Source organism: Chryseobacterium urinae (genome assembly GCF_030518295.1).
Taxonomy (GTDB): Bacteria; Bacteroidota; Bacteroidia; order Flavobacteriales; family Weeksellaceae; genus Chryseobacterium; species Chryseobacterium mucoviscidosis.
On record NZ_JAULSJ010000020.1, the window covers coordinates 67,134 to 85,409 of the forward strand.

The 18,276-nt window shown below is 32.4% G+C and carries 28 protein-coding genes; 4 read left to right on the plus strand and 24 right to left on the minus strand.

The annotated features are described in order from the left end of the window. Positions 1-32 precede the first annotated feature (32 nt). The 3 genes from QWT87_RS13485 (at position 33) to QWT87_RS13495 (ending at position 1,985) form a co-directional block, all read left to right on the plus strand. Entirely contained in the window at positions 33-470 is a 438-nt protein-coding gene (locus QWT87_RS13485) for a transposase (RefSeq protein WP_302716501.1), read from the plus strand. Then, complete coding sequence (locus QWT87_RS13490) at positions 434-790, plus strand: helix-turn-helix domain-containing protein (RefSeq protein ID WP_302716502.1); 357 nt, start codon at positions 434-436, stop codon at positions 788-790. The genes QWT87_RS13485 and QWT87_RS13490 overlap by 37 nt, the downstream gene beginning before the upstream one ends. Positions 791-872: 82 nt before the next feature. Continuing rightward, entirely contained in the window at positions 873-1,985 is a 1,113-nt protein-coding gene (locus QWT87_RS13495; protein ID WP_302716503.1) for a hypothetical protein, read from the plus strand. Between the two features lie 277 nt (positions 1,986-2,262). Here the strand turns inward: QWT87_RS13495 and QWT87_RS13500 are convergent, their stop codons facing one another. The 24 genes from QWT87_RS13500 to QWT87_RS13615 form a co-directional block, all read right to left on the minus strand. Continuing rightward, on the minus strand, positions 2,263-3,039 hold the full coding sequence (locus QWT87_RS13500; RefSeq protein ID WP_302716504.1) for a hypothetical protein: 777 nt from the start codon (positions 3,037-3,039) through the stop codon (positions 2,263-2,265). Between the two features lie 53 nt (positions 3,040-3,092). Next, positions 3,093-4,112 (minus strand): RNA ligase family protein, encoded by a 1,020-nt coding sequence (locus tag QWT87_RS13505; protein WP_302716505.1) that lies wholly within the window; start codon positions 4,110-4,112, stop codon positions 3,093-3,095. Positions 4,113-4,151: 39 nt separating this feature from the next. Further along, positions 4,152-4,868, minus strand: coding sequence for a hypothetical protein (locus QWT87_RS13510; RefSeq protein ID WP_302716506.1), 717 nt, complete (start codon positions 4,866-4,868; stop codon positions 4,152-4,154). 17 nt (positions 4,869-4,885) lie between these two features. Then, positions 4,886-5,806 (minus strand): DUF6892 domain-containing protein, encoded by a 921-nt coding sequence (locus tag QWT87_RS13515; protein ID WP_302716507.1) that lies wholly within the window; start codon positions 5,804-5,806, stop codon positions 4,886-4,888. 16 nt (positions 5,807-5,822) lie between these two features. After that, positions 5,823-6,488 (minus strand): immunity protein Imm33 domain-containing protein, encoded by a 666-nt coding sequence (locus QWT87_RS13520; RefSeq protein WP_302716509.1) that lies wholly within the window; start codon positions 6,486-6,488, stop codon positions 5,823-5,825. Between the two features lie 36 nt (positions 6,489-6,524). Further along, positions 6,525-7,052, minus strand: a complete 528-nt coding sequence (locus tag QWT87_RS13525; protein ID WP_302716510.1) for a hypothetical protein — start codon at positions 7,050-7,052, stop codon at positions 6,525-6,527. Positions 7,053-7,084: 32 nt separating this feature from the next. After that, the gene (locus QWT87_RS13530; RefSeq protein ID WP_302716511.1) at positions 7,085-7,492 is read right to left on the minus strand and encodes a hypothetical protein; all 408 of its coding nucleotides are present in this window, start codon (positions 7,490-7,492) and stop codon (positions 7,085-7,087) included. Continuing rightward, a complete protein-coding gene (locus QWT87_RS13535) occupies positions 7,489-8,040 on the minus strand; it encodes a bifunctional (p)ppGpp synthetase/guanosine-3',5'-bis(diphosphate) 3'-pyrophosphohydrolase (RefSeq protein WP_302716512.1) in 552 nt (183 codons plus the stop codon). Before QWT87_RS13535 ends, QWT87_RS13530 begins: the two co-directional genes overlap by 4 nt. 32 nt (positions 8,041-8,072) lie before the next feature. Beyond that, positions 8,073-8,582, minus strand: coding sequence for a hypothetical protein (locus QWT87_RS13540; RefSeq protein ID WP_302716513.1), 510 nt, complete (start codon positions 8,580-8,582; stop codon positions 8,073-8,075). Positions 8,583-8,627: 45 nt separating this feature from the next. Further along, positions 8,628-8,987 (minus strand): hypothetical protein, encoded by a 360-nt coding sequence (locus tag QWT87_RS13545; protein ID WP_302716514.1) that lies wholly within the window; start codon positions 8,985-8,987, stop codon positions 8,628-8,630. Between the two features lie 7 nt (positions 8,988-8,994). Next, a complete protein-coding gene (locus QWT87_RS13550) occupies positions 8,995-9,876 on the minus strand; it encodes a hypothetical protein (RefSeq protein ID WP_302716515.1) in 882 nt (293 codons plus the stop codon). 37 nt (positions 9,877-9,913) lie between these two features. Beyond that, a complete protein-coding gene (locus QWT87_RS13555) occupies positions 9,914-10,423 on the minus strand; it encodes a hypothetical protein (protein WP_302716516.1) in 510 nt (169 codons plus the stop codon). A 29-nt stretch (positions 10,424-10,452) separates the two neighbouring features. Next, positions 10,453-10,800 (minus strand): hypothetical protein, encoded by a 348-nt coding sequence (locus QWT87_RS13560; protein WP_302716517.1) that lies wholly within the window; start codon positions 10,798-10,800, stop codon positions 10,453-10,455. Positions 10,801-10,822: 22 nt separating this feature from the next. Next, the gene (locus QWT87_RS13565; protein WP_302716518.1) at positions 10,823-11,668 is read right to left on the minus strand and encodes a metallophosphoesterase family protein; all 846 of its coding nucleotides are present in this window, start codon (positions 11,666-11,668) and stop codon (positions 10,823-10,825) included. A 211-nt stretch (positions 11,669-11,879) separates the two neighbouring features. Beyond that, a complete protein-coding gene (locus QWT87_RS13570; RefSeq protein WP_302716519.1) occupies positions 11,880-12,437 on the minus strand; it encodes a hypothetical protein in 558 nt (185 codons plus the stop codon). Positions 12,438-12,487: 50 nt separating this feature from the next. Beyond that, positions 12,488-12,793: a hypothetical protein gene (locus QWT87_RS13575; protein ID WP_185208136.1), complete on the minus strand. Its 306-nt coding sequence runs from the start codon at positions 12,791-12,793 to the stop codon at positions 12,488-12,490. 25 nt (positions 12,794-12,818) lie between these two features. Next, on the minus strand, positions 12,819-13,565 hold the full coding sequence (locus QWT87_RS13580; RefSeq protein WP_302716520.1) for a hypothetical protein: 747 nt from the start codon (positions 13,563-13,565) through the stop codon (positions 12,819-12,821). 34 nt (positions 13,566-13,599) lie between these two features. Continuing rightward, positions 13,600-14,133: a hypothetical protein gene (locus QWT87_RS13585; RefSeq protein ID WP_302716521.1), complete on the minus strand. Its 534-nt coding sequence runs from the start codon at positions 14,131-14,133 to the stop codon at positions 13,600-13,602. Positions 14,134-14,669: 536 nt separating this feature from the next. Beyond that, on the minus strand, positions 14,670-14,900 hold the full coding sequence (locus tag QWT87_RS13590; protein ID WP_302716522.1) for a hypothetical protein: 231 nt from the start codon (positions 14,898-14,900) through the stop codon (positions 14,670-14,672). 43 nt (positions 14,901-14,943) lie between these two features. Continuing rightward, on the minus strand, positions 14,944-15,468 hold the full coding sequence (locus QWT87_RS13595; RefSeq protein ID WP_302716523.1) for a hypothetical protein: 525 nt from the start codon (positions 15,466-15,468) through the stop codon (positions 14,944-14,946). A gap of 164 nt (positions 15,469-15,632) precedes the next feature. After that, positions 15,633-15,980 (minus strand): hypothetical protein, encoded by a 348-nt coding sequence (locus tag QWT87_RS13600; protein WP_302716524.1) that lies wholly within the window; start codon positions 15,978-15,980, stop codon positions 15,633-15,635. A 63-nt stretch (positions 15,981-16,043) separates the two neighbouring features. Continuing rightward, a complete protein-coding gene (locus QWT87_RS13605) occupies positions 16,044-16,511 on the minus strand; it encodes a DinB family protein (RefSeq protein WP_302716525.1) in 468 nt (155 codons plus the stop codon). A 15-nt stretch (positions 16,512-16,526) separates the two neighbouring features. Then, the gene (locus QWT87_RS13610) at positions 16,527-17,129 is read right to left on the minus strand and encodes a short chain dehydrogenase (RefSeq protein ID WP_076390762.1); all 603 of its coding nucleotides are present in this window, start codon (positions 17,127-17,129) and stop codon (positions 16,527-16,529) included. A 141-nt stretch (positions 17,130-17,270) separates the two neighbouring features. Beyond that, positions 17,271-17,453 (minus strand): SymE family type I addiction module toxin, encoded by a 183-nt coding sequence (locus QWT87_RS13615; RefSeq protein ID WP_302716526.1) that lies wholly within the window; start codon positions 17,451-17,453, stop codon positions 17,271-17,273. Between the two features lie 318 nt (positions 17,454-17,771). Here QWT87_RS13615 and QWT87_RS13620 point away from each other — a divergent pair, with 318 nt between their 5' ends. Next, positions 17,772-18,005 carry a helix-turn-helix domain-containing protein gene (locus tag QWT87_RS13620; protein WP_302716527.1) on the plus strand — a complete coding sequence of 78 codons (234 nt, stop codon included), beginning with the start codon at positions 17,772-17,774 and terminating at the stop codon, positions 18,003-18,005. Positions 18,006-18,276: the final 271 nt, after the last annotated feature.

Genomic DNA, 18,276 nt, shown 5'->3' on the forward strand with positions numbered 1-18,276 from the left:
TAACATAAATATGAGGTAAAAAATTATGAATTATGTCTTTCAACGTAAAAAATATCCACATAGGAAAACTTATCCATAAGAAGGTAAATGAAAAAGGAATCGATTCCTATCGAATAGAGAAATTTTTAAAATGCAGTGAGGAAGAAATTTTTTCCATGTATGAAAAACCAAGTATTGATACCGAAATTCTCTTAAGATGGAGTAAGCTTCTTAAATACGATTTTTTCAGAATCTATGTGCAACACATTATACTTTTTTCTCCTTCTGAGAAAAGCAGCAGCGAGATTCAGGAAAACCAGAAACTGCCTTCTTACAGAAAGAACGTTTATACCAAAGAGATTATAAATTTTGTTCTGGAACTTCTCAATAAAGGTGTAAAAACCAAAGCAGAAATTATAGAAGAATATAGAATTCCTAAGACAACACTTTACAAATGGATAGAAAAATACAACAGCCGAAATTCAGAATAAATGCTCCGGATTACCGTAAAATTTATACGGATATGATTGAGATGAAATACCTTCATAAAAAAGGAAAATGTGAAGCGGTACTTAATAAACCAAGGCTCACGGTGATGGATATTTTTGAAATCGAAAAAATAATTTTTGATGCTAATGATCTTCAGAATGATAAAGAGAACGGAAAATTCCGGGCATATGATAGTGAATCTATTTTGCAGATTCTGAACTATCAGAAAAAGAGTAAAATGAGTAATACCGAGATTTCAAATCATTTTAAAATAAGCAGAAATTCTTTAGCAAAGTGGAAAAAAATGTTTCCGGAAATCTGAATTTACAGTTAAAATTTTCGATCGTATTCTTACAGATTTATTCTCAATTAATTTCAAAAAACAATATTTAATAATAAACAAAATGAAAAAATTATTTACAGCTTTTTTTATAGCTTCCCTGTTTACCTCAGCTTTATATGGTCAAGTTGGTATCAACACGGCTTCTCCGGAATCAAGTCTTGATATCCGTGCAAAAAACCATTTGGGATCTTCTCCGGGAGCTGTTACATCGGGAGACGGAATTTTAGTACCCCGAGTTATCTCGCTCTCGGTAAACGGATCTGTAAACGGTCAATTGGTTTATCTTACTGCTGATGCAGGTGGTTTTTTAAAGGGATTTCACTATTGGAACGGAACTGCATGGACAGCTCTGGATGCTACTAACGATGCATGGACAAATGATACTGCAGGAACGATGATAAAACTTGGTGCCAAATCTGACGGTTCTGCAAGAAGCAGCAACACAGATTTTGTTGCAACTGATGAAGGGAGAGTAGGGATAGGAACAAATGACCCGAAAGTTACAGTACAGATTGAAGGACAGGCTGCTTCTTCCGGGGTTCCTGACGGATTTACGCCTCCGAGATTAACGAGAGCACAGCTTTCTGCGAAAGATGCGTCTTACGGAAACAATCAGAACGGAACTCTTGTTTTTGTAACAACTCTGGACGGATCTGCCATAAACAAAGTGTCTAACGTTACTTCTGTGGGGCTTTATTTTTATGACGCTCCTACCAGCAAATGGTATAATATCCGAAATTCATCTTCCGGAGTGGTGGAAGGTTTTAAAATTATTACAGGAACATATTCTCCTACAACTCCTTACGTTATACAACCGGACGATTATATTTTGATTTTAAGATACAGCACAGCTTCTACAGGTGGAAATGCTTCTGCGAATGTAAGTACTGTAAGTCCCTATATTAATAGTACAGCAAATCTGCAGCTTCCCGATCCTACAACGTGTCCCGGAAGAGTTTTACACTTTATTAATGACAGCGACAAAGTAGGATTGACAACAGCAGAAAATGTTTATACAAATTATGCCATGCATTCTGCATTATCGGATGCCAACAGTTTCAATTCAAGAAGTTCTTTAATGAATTATGAAATAGGAACCGGACAAAATTATTCTCAGTGGAAGATAATAAGCGACGGTACACGCTGGATTTGTCTGCAGGTTGTTGTTGTATAACACAGATGTTTATTATAATGAAAGAGGCTGTTGTAATGACAGCCATCTTTTTATATTAGCAGTTATCACAAACTGTATTTTATATTTAATACTGAGTGGGAGATTTTAAACGAAACAGCAATAATTCATTGTCTGATAATATTTTGTATCCGAAACCAATTTCCTTCCAAATGGCAATTAATTTTTCTTTCGCTTTACTGTCGTCTGAAACTACGATGCATTTTGAGTAAAATTAATTACATCTAATTTTATTTAAAACTAATGATTCAGGTTTCTGTTACATCTTTATCGTGTGCCATTTCATTACTAAACTTCCATCTCCTTTTTTGTCTGAGATTTCGAGAAACTGAAATTTATTTTTAGAAATTTTTTTATATAGTTTATGAAAATCCTCAAAGGCTTTAAATTTACCGTTGTTATAGTAAAAAGTAAATACCCCGACAGATTTCCACTGGCTGTTTTTCAAAGTCCAGATTCGGATTGACTTAAAATTACTGGCGCATGATGAATAATATTCTGCAATTTCGTTTCCGCCATCTTCGTCTATATCTCCAATGCTGAAAATATTCTCTGTATGACAACAGTTTGATTCAGTTTTTATCCTTGGAATTTTATTATTGGTAAAATAATAAGATTGTCCTTCTTCGCACAAGTTCAGACTGGGCAAAATGAAAACGGAGTCATTTTTTTTATCGCCATCCAGATCGCCCAGATTTTTAAAATTTTTGGTGAAACTGACATCTCCTTCAACAGGAGATTCATAAAAAGAGTTTTTCAAAATTATATTCGGCAGACATTTTTTTTGAATATCTTTAGAATTATATTGAGAAATATCCAATTTGAATTTTCTTTTAAGAATTGAGTCGTTAATGTATTGAATATCGTTTGATAATATAGAGTCGCCTGATTTATTGATTTTAAAATTCTCAATTTTATCTTCAAAAGAAAGTATTTTTTGAAAATTCTCTTTAGCTGTTATTTTTCCGTTGTTTTCTTTTTTATTTGTACAGGCAAACCATCCCAAAAGTATAATTAAAAAGATTATATTTCTCATTGTAAGACTGTGACTTGTTTTTTTTTAGTTGAATGGTAAAAATCAAAAATATTCTACAAAATCATTTTATTAATCTCAGAATTAATTCTCTCCGCAATCCACGCTTGATCATCGGAAGACAGATCATTTAAAAGACCGTCATTGTTTTCATTGAAATCGGTGATCACATCTTCCAGAAATTCCTTTTTTATTTCGGAAACTCTGGAGTGGTTGTTTAAATCTAAAGTCCCGATTTTAGAAACAGCACTTTTCAGCCTGTTTTGAGTGACGTAGTTTCTCAGTTCGTCTACAATAAAGGAGAGTTCCTCCGTTTTGGAAGAAACGTTTGGAATGAAAGACCATTTTTCAGCTTCATGAAACTTTTCTTCCTCATCAAATTCAGGATTTTTCAATTTGATGATTGGTCTTGAAAAAACTGCATGATCTTTCTGATCGAAAGGTTTGATAACAACACCTTCAATTAAATTATTCTGCAGTTCAGGAAGATTAAATTCTTTAGGAACAGAAGAATTGATCCTGATGTTGAAGTTCGTCGCTTCATTGAATTTTCCGATCAGTAAAGGTTTTGCATGAAATAGTTCAAATTCATTGAAGTAAGCAACCGAACTTTCGTAATTCAGATAATATTTAGAATCTGAACCATCGGTTTCAATAGCAATATCAAAAGCGCAGAATTCAATATCGGGAGTGTAATAAACTCCGGTCTGGATCGCATGTACATCTTTTACGGGTTCTACTTCAGGATGTGGATATTTTCCTCCGAAAAGCTCTCCGTAGATGATGTATTTTTCGGCGGCAATGTCGCTGCTCAGTTTTTCAAAAAGGCGAAGAATATTATTTTCCAGTTTACTGACCACAAGCTGAAAACCAAAAAAATCGTCACTCCAGTTGAGGTATTCTTTTCTTTTGGCAAATTTAAGACTGCCGTTTTCATAGACTAAGCTGAAGTTGGCGCCATGTACTTTTTCTGTAACCACCCATTTTAGTTTTTCCATTTTGGAAAAATCGCTTTCGCTAAGACCTAATTTTTTTAAATTGTTGGGCATTTTTTCATACCCCGAAAATTCACTCATTGTTTTGTTTTTTTTGCTGAAGGATTTGTGGAGGAAGGTCTAATAATATGTATAATCTTTGAAAAGGACACCTGCTATTTTTTGCTTATTTATATCTCTATATGTATAAATAACTGTTGGATTTCCATGAGTATCAAAATTCTGCATTACTTGTATTTTATAATCTACAATCATTTTACCATCAATATATTCAGTTGTTTTGGTTTTAATTTCGTGTATTTTATTATCTTTATATATTGTTTCGATATCATCCACATATTCTATTTTGTCTCCTTTTTTGGTAACATATTTTAATAATCTGTAATTTTTATCTAATGTAACCGTATTTACGGAAGGGTCAGTTTTTTCAGGAATAATTGAATAGTTATAATCATCTGACCAGACAAACTTATGATTTAGTTCTTCAATATTTCCGTGTGTATTCGATATTTCTTTGAAAGTTATATTCTTTCCCGTTCCTGAATATTCCTGTTTAAATTTCGATGATGTTTCAAGTGTTCCAAAATTCCATGACCTATTTATTTCTATGACATTACCTTGGTTATCAAAAGTCATTGTAGATTTTCCAATATTGTCATATTTATTGGTTGGTATTTTGTCATCTTTTACCGCGCAGGTATATTGTGTTACTTCTTTCACCGCTCCTTTGAGACCATACTCTAATTTCTGTGAATATGTAGTTTTGGTGATTTTACTTTCCTGTCCGTTGCAAGAAAATATAATTTGATAAAGAAATAGTAATAATATTTTTTTCATAGTTCGTTTACAGTTTTTTATAAAGGTACAGCATCAATTCCTTTTAATTTAAGATCTTCATACACTTTGGGATCATTATTGAAAAGTGTCATTTTCTTTAAGTTAGGAAAATGTTTAAGATCATCGTAAACTTCGATGTTAAAAGAATCATCTTCGCCATCCCAATAAGGGGTGATGTTCATATAAATATCATTTCCACCGTCCTGATATATTTTGGTGATCTCTTCTGCAAATTTCTTGTCAATTTGTAAATTTTTAAAATATTCAATCGCTTCGGGAATAGGTTCGTAACCTTCTTTTTCAACATCTATTTCTCTTTCTTCATAAGAATCTGCAAACTCAAAAATATCAAATTTCGGTTGTATGAGTTCTTTGATATACATTAATTCTTCAATAATTGCCAATTTAAAATTAAAGTCTGTGAATTTAATTTTTTCTCCGGAGATTTTATCTGCCTTATATTTATCGGAGTTTATTATTATTCTTTTCTTTTTAACTTTCTGCCATATTGAAACTTCTTCAATGGTTTTGAATTCATCTTCCGAAAGCCATGATGAAAATTTTACATTATTCATTTCCATGTCTTTAAAACTTTGGTCGACTTCTGTAATGGCGAAAAAATCGATATAATTTTGATTGTTGATTTTCAAATCTCCATTAAACTTGTTTTTGGGTAAGAAATCTTTATCAATATCTGCAGTTTTGACAACCAAAGTCAATGTGTCGTCTTCATTTTTAGGTGCAAAAACTTTGATCCCCAGTTCATGCCAAATATAAATGAAATTAGTATCTGTTTCTTTCCAGAATTCATAATGATCTCCAAATTGATTTTTGAGGTCTGAAAAATTTAAAGGAAAATGAAGATATTGATCATTAATTTCAATTCCGTCTTCTTTAACATGTATAATAAATGATTGTTGGTTGCTTTCGTTCTTCATATAAGGTGTTGAGTGACTAATTTTCTACAAGGTAATTATCAAATGCAATATTGGCATCATTATCCTTCCAAATAATTTTGAATCCTGCCGGAAGTGCCATAAACTTCACAATTTCAGGTCTTGACATCATGAACTGTCCAAGTGCCATTTCTTCAAATTCGTTTGCTTCTTCATCAAAATCATCCGTTATCACCATCCATCCTGAATCCGGATATTCCCTTTTCCAGCGAAATAAATGGATGGGCAATCCTGTTTTGGCTAAAGGATCTGCTAAAACGATCTGATTAATATCCGGGAAATCCGGTTCTGCTTTTAGCTGGTCACATACTAAAAGCTGTTGGTTAAGTACAAAAAGAGTACGAATCAGTCCCGGCTCGAATCCAAGTTTTTCAGGAATAAGTTCAAAAATCTCAAAAAAGCCTGAAGAAACTTCCTGAAACATAATGTTCCAGGTGAAACAGGTGACTTTATCTCCACTTTTAATATCGGGTTTTTCATCCTGAATGAATTCTACAAGATATTGTAAGATATGTCCCAAATTTTCTAAGGAAAGATCCTGTTTTACGATCTTGATCTCTTTATGTAAGTATGGTTTTAGTCCTTTGGAATAATGATATTCTCTGTCGGAATAAAATTCTACATCTCTTATTTTAAATGCTTTTTTTCTGCTGAAAAGTCCCATAGATATTGATGGTTATTATGTTTTTGTTCAATTTAATTACTCGTAAATTCTGCCCATTTCTAATAAGTCGCCCAAAGTTCGCCAACTTACTTCAAACTCTTCATTATTACTTTCGTCATCGCCATGATCTAAGTAACATCTCATACCACATTCCAAAATAGAATCCGGATCAAAATTGTACCATCGGTTGCCTGTTTCAGAATCGATTCCAAAATAACGCCATTCATCTTCCAACTGTTTTCCTTTCATTTTGTGCAGCTCTGCAATCTGAAACTTTATAACGGCAATTGTATAATCATATTCGCCACTGGTTGAAGTACTTGTCTTTGGATTGATGAATGTTTTTTCGTCAGGTGCTTTTATAATCTTTAACCATTCAGTACCAAATTTTGTCGGCTCCGAAGTAAATGCATTCATTAGAAGTTTCGATAATAAATCGGCTGTCAAAGGTTGTTTTCTTATCTGTTCCACAAGCTCCAGTAAAGCTAGAAGATATGTTTCTAAATCTCTTTTTTCTATATTGTTGTTGCGATTGATGCAATTGTAAAATTCATTATACGTCATATATAATAAAATGTATTTGTAATAAAAGCAGGCTAATCCATAAAAATATCTAAATAATCCTGTAGAATAGCATCATTGCCTATTATTTCGATGGTGAGTTCCTTAATTTTTTGGATCAGTTCAGATTCGTTTGTGTTTTCATCAATATCTACCAGTCGCAATGCAATTTGCGATTCGTCATCTTTCAGATTGATTTTTATTGATCTTCCGTCAAGAATGGTTATTCTCGTGGGTACAGATGGTTTTCTGTAACACTCTTTTATAAGATTTACGATTTCAAAAAGCTTTTCAGTTTCCTCAATTTTTCCACTCCAAACTCTGCCATCTTCTTGGAAATATTGCGATTTGGATAAAATAACTAAAAGGATATAAAAATCTTCGTTTTTCTTGATTTCAATATCAAATTGCCCATCAAGAGTATGTATTTCAATCTTGATCATTTGTTTTTATAAGCTTCAATTTTTTCTGATAATCTTTTGGCTAAATAATCATTACCATCTTTTAAATGTTCGTAAATAATTTTTGCTTCCTCAAGATATTTTTCTTTCTTCGCTTCTTTCCAAAAATAGGGTGGAGCATATAAATTACAGATTCTGTCAGCCATTTTAACCGCCCAGATTTCTTTGGGCTGTTGCTTTATTCGGTGTAAGCTATCCTTCATTTGGTGTTCCTTTTCAAGCTCTGTATTTTTTGTGAGGGCAAGAACACCTTCTTTCACGTCTTTACCATATTCTTTTTCGAGATCTTCGATTGGGTAATCTGTATCTTCTATGGTATCGTGCAAAAACGCACATTTGATGGCTAGATCAAAATTAAAATCATGAGTATTTTTAGAAGCATTGATGATTTCAAATACAACGCTTCCGATGTGGTTGATGTATTCTATTTTTTGGTTTTTGTTTTGTCCGCCGTATGTTTGTCCGTTGTGCAGAATGCTTACTTTCTGCCATATGTCCTGTAAATCGTCTATTGTAAAATTGTTGTTCATTTTTTGTGATTTTATTTGATAAACTATATAAATTATAAGCTAGCGAAACTATCCCAGTCAGGTCTACTGATAATTTTCCCATTATGTTCTATTGGAAATAAATGATCGAGATATTTTTGATCTGACATGGTAATTTCAACAACGGATTCAATGCTGTGCTTTTCAATTTCGATTTCGTAGGTATCTTCCCATTCGTCAGATTCCATTTCTAAACCTCTATCTTCTAATGATTTTGTAACGAATGCTTCTATATTTTCTTCGCTTTGTTCGTTGATAATTTCAACAGATTCAATATATTGGTTAACAACTTTTTCAAGATAGTCGTTATCGCAAGATTGAGAAGTGCTTATCTCAGTTAAGAGAGTGCCTTTCGGAAATTCAAAAGTCTGGTGTGAACTTTGTAAACAGGCATCATGTATAATTTGAATCATGAACACGGGTTCTGTTGGGATGTGTCCATCATTACTATGCACATTTTTTATTTTTAATGTACATTTTTTATCTTCCAATGATAATAATTGAACTTTCCAGAGTACTGACATATTTTTACTTTTTAATTTTATAAAATTTTTCTGAATTTGAAATATTTATTCTATCACCAGTTTCACATAAGTAATTCCATCTTCTCCGATATATTCGGAATTATAAACTCTCTTTCCGATAATTGATTTAACCGCGTTCTGAACATCTGCTAATGCTCCTGCCAATTCGAGACTAATGTTTTTTGAGCTGTAAAAAGCATCTTCATCAATAAAATCAGAAACGTGCAGGTAGAATTTATCCAGTATATCTTCAAGCGGGTATTGAGAATCTTCCTCTTCTTCCAGATCAAAATTTACTGCAAAAACATAGATGTCCTCTTCTGTATTTTTATAGATTTTATTTTCAGCTATTTCATATTTAGAATTACTGTGTTTATCCAGATCAATTAGTTGTATGTTTTTCATTTATGCTTTAATATTGTTGTTTTTTAAAAATATCTTCAGGCTTAATATTTTCATCGGCAAAAAAATCTATGATTTTATTATAATCTTTTGTTGCTGATTCTTCAAATTCTTTTAAAAATTCATGCAGTGTTTCTGTTCGGTCATTTGGTAATTTCAACTCAGAGCTTCTGTGTTCAACAGAAAAAAATGTAGCCAGTAGAAATTCCATGTAAATAACAAAGTCACAATAGGTAAGATCATTATAAGACGCACTGTGATCTTCACCTAAAATAATGGTGGGATTGGGATCATATTTTGATAAAACAACAGCCGTATCGTTATAATAATTGAAATAATCTAAAAAGCACATTTGTGAACCTTCCTCTTTGTTTAGCCCTTCATTGTATTCTGTATAATCAAAATCGGACTCAATAGAGTATTTATAAGGATTTATAAATGCCTGAAGAGGAATCAGAGCACAGAAACCTTCAAAATCGGCTCTGTCATCTTCTCCGGGGGTTGCTGAAAAGAAAGATTCAATATTTTTATCTTTTGTGTGGATGTTTTCCAAACCGGAAGAATACAGATTAGAATGCCATATGATATTCAGTCCGTTACTGATTTTGTAAAATGCTCTGATATAATTGTTAAATCTAAATTTTTTATCAAAATCGTATTTTATTTCATCTATGGCTTCATGATTATCTTCAAATTCATAATCATCAATAACGGATTGTACATTGTTGTTTAGCATTAACGTAATTTCCTCTTCAATTTGATCTATTTCGGAATCATTTAAACCTTTGTATTGAATGCTTACCACTTTATCCACTGAAGGATGTGCATTAAGAATACTAAGTTTTTCTTCTAATCTTAAGAAATAATTATTTGCCCATTCTGTTTCGTTCATCTTATATTTTGTTTAATTATAGACTTTTAGGGTATTGTTAAATTCGATCCAAATATTTAGCTCTCAATACATCAATAATGGGAACAAATAGTTGGATGTCTTCAGTAGCTGCTCTCCAACAATAATCAATATTTTTGTTTGCCAGACAAACTCCGAATTTCCATTCGGAACCATCCAGAATAATTGCTTTTTCCTCGTTTATACTTTCAGGCAGATGTATTTTTTCCAATTTTGCCAAATGCTCCTTCAAAAGGTCTGATTCTGTCTCCGAAAGTACATTTTCATCAGTGATGATTCTCAGTCTGTCCAGATTGTAAATTCCGGAAGTCCAATGTTTCAAGTTATATGCTGTGTCCCATTGCCTGAATTTTGAATAAATTTTACCTTCAGCATTTTTTACCAGAATTATTTTATATGGAAATCCGCTAATTGAGGGTAACTCCGAGAAATAAGCAATCATTTTTTCTGCTTCTTTTAAATCAAAATTTCCTATTTCAATTTCTGCGGTTTTCATCAATTCTTCTATTTTGTTTGAGAATCTTTCCATTTTAAATTTTCATTTAATAAGTTTTTTATTTAAGCAACTCCCTCAATAATTTTTCCGAAGAACTTTTCTCTGGCTTCATCGATATTCATATTTGCATTTTTAATGCTCCACGCAGTTTCAAACAAATCGAATACATGAGACATTGCGAGAGATCGGGCAGGATCTCCGGGAAAACAGAAAAAATGAGCTTCTTCAGAAAGACTTCTGCCTTTCCCATTTTCCTCTAAAGTTACCCAGACAGAAGATTTTGCATCTGCTCCGGAACCTCCAAATTCTTTTTCCAGGTTCCAGTGTATATTGTCTGTTGCTCCAACCAAAATCATGTGATGATCTACCTCAATCCAGTTGATGATAAGATGGGTGAGATGTTCTTCCATTTTGTATAGTATTTTAGTCTGGTTACTGGGTTTTCCAATTAAATTTAGTCATTTTATTCGTCAGTTTTTGATCAACAATTTCAATGCTCAGTTCTTCGTTTTCTTTTGTGAGAATAATCATGCAGCCTTTTTCCAACATTCCGTTTTCATTGAATTCCAGCTCTCTTACTTTTATAGATTGTGTAATGCCGTTAACATCCGTTTCTTCTCTAAACGGTTCTCCGGTATGTCCGTAAAAGTGGTATTGAAAAATTACATTGTCCAATACTTCTCTTATCTCAGGCATTCCGTAACCGCTTTGACTGTCATCTTTATCATGAGTGATCAAAATATCAAAAGTATCTTTTGTTTTCAGCAGTTTTTTAATTTCAAATCTTTCGTAATCCTGAATAAAACGCTTTTCGGATCTGCCTTTCCGGTCTCCGATTCTGCCGATTCCAACAAAATGCAAAACCTCATCTTCCGTTTCCAATGTTTGTTCTAAACCCGATTTGCAGACGAAAACTCTTTCATAGATATCAATAGGAAAAATACTTTCATCCGGATTTTCTTTTTCCTGACGGTCTAAAAAATCGTGGTCTTCATGATTTCCGCGGACACAGATCATATTCATATTAAGTTCGTCTAAAAATGCTTTAATTTCGGGATTTTCTTTCGTAAAATTATCATGAAAACCGAGTTCGTCTCTGTCGTATTGCGCGTGTTTTATCGTTGCTTTATCAAGATTTTCGATGTTTGGATAGGCTCCCAAATCTCCGCATTGCAAGATGAAATCAATTTTACTGCCTGTTTCTTTCTGGTAAAGATCAACTAGTTTGAAGGGTAACAGAATTTTACCGTGAATGTCTGAGAAAATGGCAATTTTCATATTTGAGTTTGGTTATTTTATTTTCGGTATCAGTTTTAGCCTTTCAGAAAGCTAATCTGAAAAACAAATATATCGAAAACAATTAAAGGAAAAACGTTAAGTATACAGAAATAAAAATCCCGGATCTGAAGTCCGGGATTCTGTATTGTTTACTCTGGAACTTTCACAGAACTAAGAGCTGATGAAAATACTCTTTGTAGAACTTTTATAATTATTTTGCCACCGTTGCTTTTGCAGCTTCATACATTACTCTTATATCCTCATCGGTATACTTTGTAAATTTATCGGGTGATATATCATAAGTAATACCATCCGAGATCATAATGGCATTATCTCCGGCTTTTACTCCATAAGTAAATGATAGACCGCTTGCTGTACTTCTGTTCAGGAAACCGTTTTTATCTTCTGCTTCAAATTTTACAAAGCCAGGATTCATTTCTTTATCGCTTGCTAATGTTTTAATATCTGCTACTTTCTCTTCAATACTGCTGTATTTTTCATCTTCATTAAATGGGTTTGAAAAATCTTGTTTAGAAAAAGTCATTTTGAAAAATTTCCCTCCATAAACAGCAATATCTTTTCCATCCTGAATTATTCTGGCTCCTTTTGGAGCTTTGGTAATTACATTATACCCTTTGCTGCTTAAGTCAAGATCTACAAGATCTGATATTTTGAAATGATTTTCATTGATCCCTTTTTTAGAAGTTTGTGCCTGAAACATCGTAAACGAAAGTCCGAAAATCAGTAAAAGTAAATTAAATTTTTTCATTGTATACGTTTTATAGAATTTCAACAAAATCTTGTTAAAAACTTTATCATTTAAATTTTAAAGAGGTTAATGGAAATGATAAATCCTACAACTCCTGCAACCAGCCAGACTATTTTGTGACTTTTCGGAGCTTCATTTATCCATGCTTTTGGATCTTTAGTCTTATTCCTGCTTTCGGCTGTTGTAATGTCCCCACCGGGGAAAAATAACATGGCAATTCCAATTAAAACAAAAACCGGTGCTGCTATTACAAACTTAAAAACAGATCCTGTGGTTTGCATCATTTCATATCCCATGTAAGTAACATAACCTCCGCCCAGAATAGCAAGAATTCCAAATAATCTTCCTAATTTCATACTCTATTTTTTTAATAATATTTGTTTATTGTCTGTAATGAGGCTTTACTACAATACTTGTAATTTTCCCATTTTCCCAGGTTGTATACACTTTTGCTATGTTTTTAATAATATCGGTTACTTTAAAGATATACAGCTTTCCATCCGGTGAAAAGTAATTTACTTCAGCTTTCATGCTCAAACGGTTAACAGGTAAATCTCCCTCGTCTTTCGTGATCGAAAGAACGTCTTTACCATCTTTTACATATGGAGCAAAAGCATTTAAAAGATTTATTTCTTTAGCGAAAGAGTCTACTATTTTCTGAGCTTCGGGAGAAATTGCAGTAGTAGATTTTGTAATTTTTGGATTCGTCAAAACAAATTGCGTTTCGGAAGGATCTGTGATCACTAATTTATCAATCGAGCTGTTGTCATCAATCAGGAAGTAATCATCGGTAAATCCTTTGTCGATATCATGTTTGTAATCTGACAAAGATAAATCGTCATCATATTTTACCTCCGAATCTTTACTGAAAGCTTTTATGAAGATCATTTCGTTTTTTGGATTTTTCACTTCTGCATAGACGTATTTTTTTCCATTGGGAGCAATCAAAAGGGTAGAATCTTTGTCGTTTCTGAGAATTTTGCTTTCTTCTACTTTTAAAACGGTAATGGGATTTTCATACACTTTGAATTCTTTTCCCATTTCTATGTTTTGAGGTTTTTCTCCACAAGAGATAAGCGTTATGGAAACAGCAAAAAAAGATGCAGCTAAAACTGATTTATTTTTCATGTTATTAATTTTAAGAATATTTGTTTATGATATTTTAAAAAGCTTCTCCTTCTTCTTTCTTTGATCCGTTGTATTCAATTAAAGTCGTAACCGCTTTTTTTAATCTTTCTACCAAAATCTGATCCGGGGTAAAATTGAACGGAGCTGAATAATCATTATAGTTAGGTCCGCTCATGGAGAATGTCTGATAACTACTTGCTTTAGTCTCATTATCGCAAATTGTTGACATGCAGCCTTTCCCTGTTACATAAAAATCGTCTGAATATTCAGAATTCATTCCCGTAATTTTATTAAGGTCAATCGTTGTTGTGCAGAAGTTTGTTTCTCTTTCATATGGCTTTTTATAAACAAATTTTCCGTCGGAATAAGAAACAAATGTTCTGTATGGTCCTAGGTTTTCCTTCATTTTTCCGGCTATCCAATCCATTGTTTCCTGCTTGCTTGGTTTTGAAGATTTGCTTTCTGTGGCAGGTTTTGTAGCTTTTGCAGGTATTTTTTTCTGAGCATTTGCATTCATGCTTGCAACTGTTAGTAATAATACAACTGCAAACTTTAATTGTTTGGTCATTATGTTTTATTTAAATGTTGGTTTTTTTAAGGATTTAAAATTCTGGCTTTGTGTTTTTTAATCTTTTAACGGATTTTTTAAAAAAGATTATGACTGTAAGCGGTAGATTTTAAATGGAATTTTTCTTGTGTCTTTAAGTGTTAAAATATAGAATAACACTTTTACAAATAAAAAGTAATTTTTGTGGTATAATTTAAATATTTCAACGGTTTTTAGTTTTTAATTTTGGCAAATATAGAATTTACTTTACAAATCCGCAAATTTAATGAATGAAGGAAAATTAAATTAATGCTTCACAATTTAATTTTATAATTTTTAAAGATAGCTTCCTCATTCATTTTCAGTTCGATAAGTTTCTGGATGTGGTAGGATTCTTCTTCCTTGCCTAATTTTATGGTTTCATCAACTAAACCGTTATTTTTATAGTTTGATAATGTGGTATCTGTATCTGCAAATCATCTATTTTTGTTGATTATATCATTAATTCTTTTTCAGCATTTTGAAGTTCAATTTGTAAAGTTGAATGTTTCAGATTCTCAATCCAAGGCTTCGATCCACTTGCCCAGTTTTTCAGCAATAGAATCATCGGTTATATTTGCGATTTTCCATTGGTCGCCATCAAATTTTGAAATGACAATGAAACTTTCTTCATCAAATTTAAAAGTGTAATAAATAAATCCGTCCGATTTATCTACGTTTCCTGTAATTTCAACTTTGTATGCTCTATTGTTGAAAATTAAATCAATTATTTTATCTGGTTTCTGCATCTTGTTTTGTTCTAAATGGTGGCTGACTGATCTTTATTATTCCTTAAAATTCTTTAGAAAAATCATCCTGAATTATTGAAATCGCCAAATCTTCTTTATTTAAAATCGTTGAATACCAAAATCCTTTTCCCCAGATTTTGTTTCCGGAAAATTCTTCGGTATATTTTGAACGTAATAAGACAGAAGAGGTTTTGCTTTTCAGTCTTGAAATTTTCTGATTCAGTACTTTTATATTCGAAAGCACGACTATTTCAACTTTTGATTCGTTAATATGAAGCGCTTTAATTTCAAGTCCGTCAATTATCCTGTCGCTGTTCTCCCTGCAAAATTCATGAATATCAATTCTCAATTGGTTTATAGATTTTTCCTGTAAAAGAATCCTGTTGTTTTGTGGATTTTTATTTACATATTCATCGGATAACTCATGGGACAAAGTGTAGCTTATATTTTGCAGGCGTAATTTCGAGTAGGTATCAGTAAGTTTTTTCCAACGTCCATTTTTATCCCAGACAGGATATTCGTTATAAGTTGTCCAGATAATGTGGAAGAGTTGGTTGTTACTTGTCATTAATACAGTTTAATCATTATTTTAAATTAATTTACTGTTTTAATGAATAAAATTTTGTTTTTCAGATACCAACATTTTCCATTAGAAGTGTCAAAAATAAAATCAGGATGAGCTGCTTTCAAACTATCGGATTTTTTAAGTTCGCGTATAATATCTTCATTCAGTCAGTCAAATTCAAAATCCTTTTTCGTATAATTAGGAAATACAAAATCTGTGTTTTTATCCAGATCCCATATTCTCTTCATTGTCTGTTCGTCAAAATATATAACAGCTTCCAAAAAAGAATCGGATGGACCGGAAATTCTTTCTCCGGAATTATCAATAAAAACATATTTAAATTTCACTTTCTCTGGTCTGAATTTAGATAAATTAATTAATTTCTGAAGAGAATTGATGTCCGTTGAAACTTCAGTATTTATATTGCTTTTCACTTTGGTTTCCATATCTTTATTTTCTTTTTTACACGAATAAAAAAAGAAGGAAATTAAAATAAAAATGAATTTCAGCTTCATGAATTTTAGCTTTTATTTGTACATATTATTGTTATCCTCAGAAAGGACAAAATTCTTGTCAACTTATATATTTTTACTTTTCAAAATATCATTAATGATTTCCAGATGATGATTCGTATGTATTTCCAGAAATTTAATTGCCTTTTTCAGTTTTAAATCTCCGAAAAAAGGATGGTTGAAATATTTATTGGGATCAAGATTTTCCATTTGCCTGATTTTCGTTTTGGTGAATTGTAAATGATGCGCTAAAGTCTGCTCATCATAATGTTCGGGAGTGACTACTTTTGGCGATTTTGCACGACCTCGCGGAATTTTATTCAACGCAAAAACCATTGTTTTCGATAGTGAAAAGTGCCACCGATAATTTTGGGGATCAGATTTTTCTATGTTTTCAATGATAGCATTAATTGTCAGCAGAATATGTTCTATTTGCCATCCTACAGTCGATTTCGAAATTTCAGGATTTGAAACAGCGTGTTTTGAGATTTTTTCTTCGAGATCATTTAAATATTTCGGTAGTTTATTCATCATTCAACCTTATATTTTTTAGTTGTAAATTCTGATGACTTCGCCGTTTCCTTTTCCGTTTACGCTTCTTACATAACCGTTGATTACTTTTTTCATCGGAATAGGGTTGTGTCCCGGAAAATAATCTCTGTATTTTTCATAAGCGTCTTCCACCATTCCGGAAGAGACAACGTTCAGTCTGATTCCGTTTTCCAGTTCCAGCGCTGCCGCCTGTACAAAGCTGTGAATTCCGCCGTTCACCATTGCAGCACTTGCTGTCTGTACAACAGGGTCGTCCGCTAAAATTCCTGTAGATAAAGTAATAGAACCATTGGAATTTAGATAATCTTTTCCGATACGGACGAGATTAACCTGCCCCATCAGTTTGCTTTTCAGTCCGATATAATAATCTTCTTCGGTAAGGTCGTTAAAATCTGCCCATTTTGCTTCACCGGCGATACAGATGATGGCATCCAGTTTTCCGGTTTTTTCGAACATTTCTTTAATGGAATGGCTGTCTGCAATATCCACCGTTACATCTCCGGAGTTTCTTCCTGCAATTACAACTTCGTTGTTCTCTTTAAAATGTGCTGCTACTGTTTTTCCGATGGTTCCGTTACCGCCAATGATGAGTATTTTCATTCTGTGATGTTTATTATTGATGATTTTCAGATATAATCAAAGGTACGGAAAGTATTTTACCAAAAAGAGTGCAAAATTTGAGTTTTTTATAATTGAATTTCATCATTAAATGTTGCGAATAACAAATACATCATATTGTATTTATAAGTCATCAACGGTAATAATCAGTTTGTTTTTCTTCTGCTGAATATTCACCATTTTTCCTTTTCCGAAGCCTATTTTATCAAGCCATTTTCCTCTGAGGCGGATTTCCGGAACGATGATCAGTTGGTTGCTGCTTTTCTGAAATCTTGAATGGATTTTTAGTTTTCTTGAATTCATCATGGTGTTTTTGTTATCTGATAAATTTGTTTTTGGTTATTTGTTTTTGGTTATTTGTTTTACTTTTTCTGGCTGTACAGGAGGAAGTTGTAAAAATGTCTGAACTTCCTGCCTATACAAACCAAGGGTATATGAGAAATTGTGTTTTTTATCTCTAAATAAGCAATTGATTGTTTATTAAATTTTGACAATTCTATATCAGAATCTTTTTAGTATTCTGAATAATATTCTTTTTCAAATATACGAAATTTACCGTTTGTTATAAGTTCTTGTAACAAAATTTATAAAAAAAATTACGCCCTTTGTGTAAACTGCTTACAAATGGACGTTTTACAAGATGAAATACTAAAAAAATTTGGAGAACACGTTAAAGATTTAAGACTTAAATCCGGACTTACGCAAGATGATGTTGTTCTTAACAGCTCCAAAATTACTAAAGCCACAATAAGCGATATAGAAAATGGAAAAAGAAATTTTGCATTTACTACATTAATTGATCTTGCTAAAGGTCTGAATGTATCGCCTAAAGATTTATTAGATATTAATTTTGATTAAAAAAGTTGGAAAATAAAGAGAATATCTTAACAACAGCTTTAAATACCGATGTCGCGGATTTGTAATCCGTGATTTTAATTTTATATTCTGAAAGTATAGGTTGCAAATTTTTTGCGAAAGATGTTCTTGGTAGGTAAATGTCACGGATTGCAAATCCGCGCTATCGGGTTCGCGACATCGGTTTTAGCACAAAAGTTCAATAGAAATACTACTGTTGAAGCTTGCAAAAAAATTCAATCGAAGAACTTCAGACCCGCTTTGGGCAAACCAT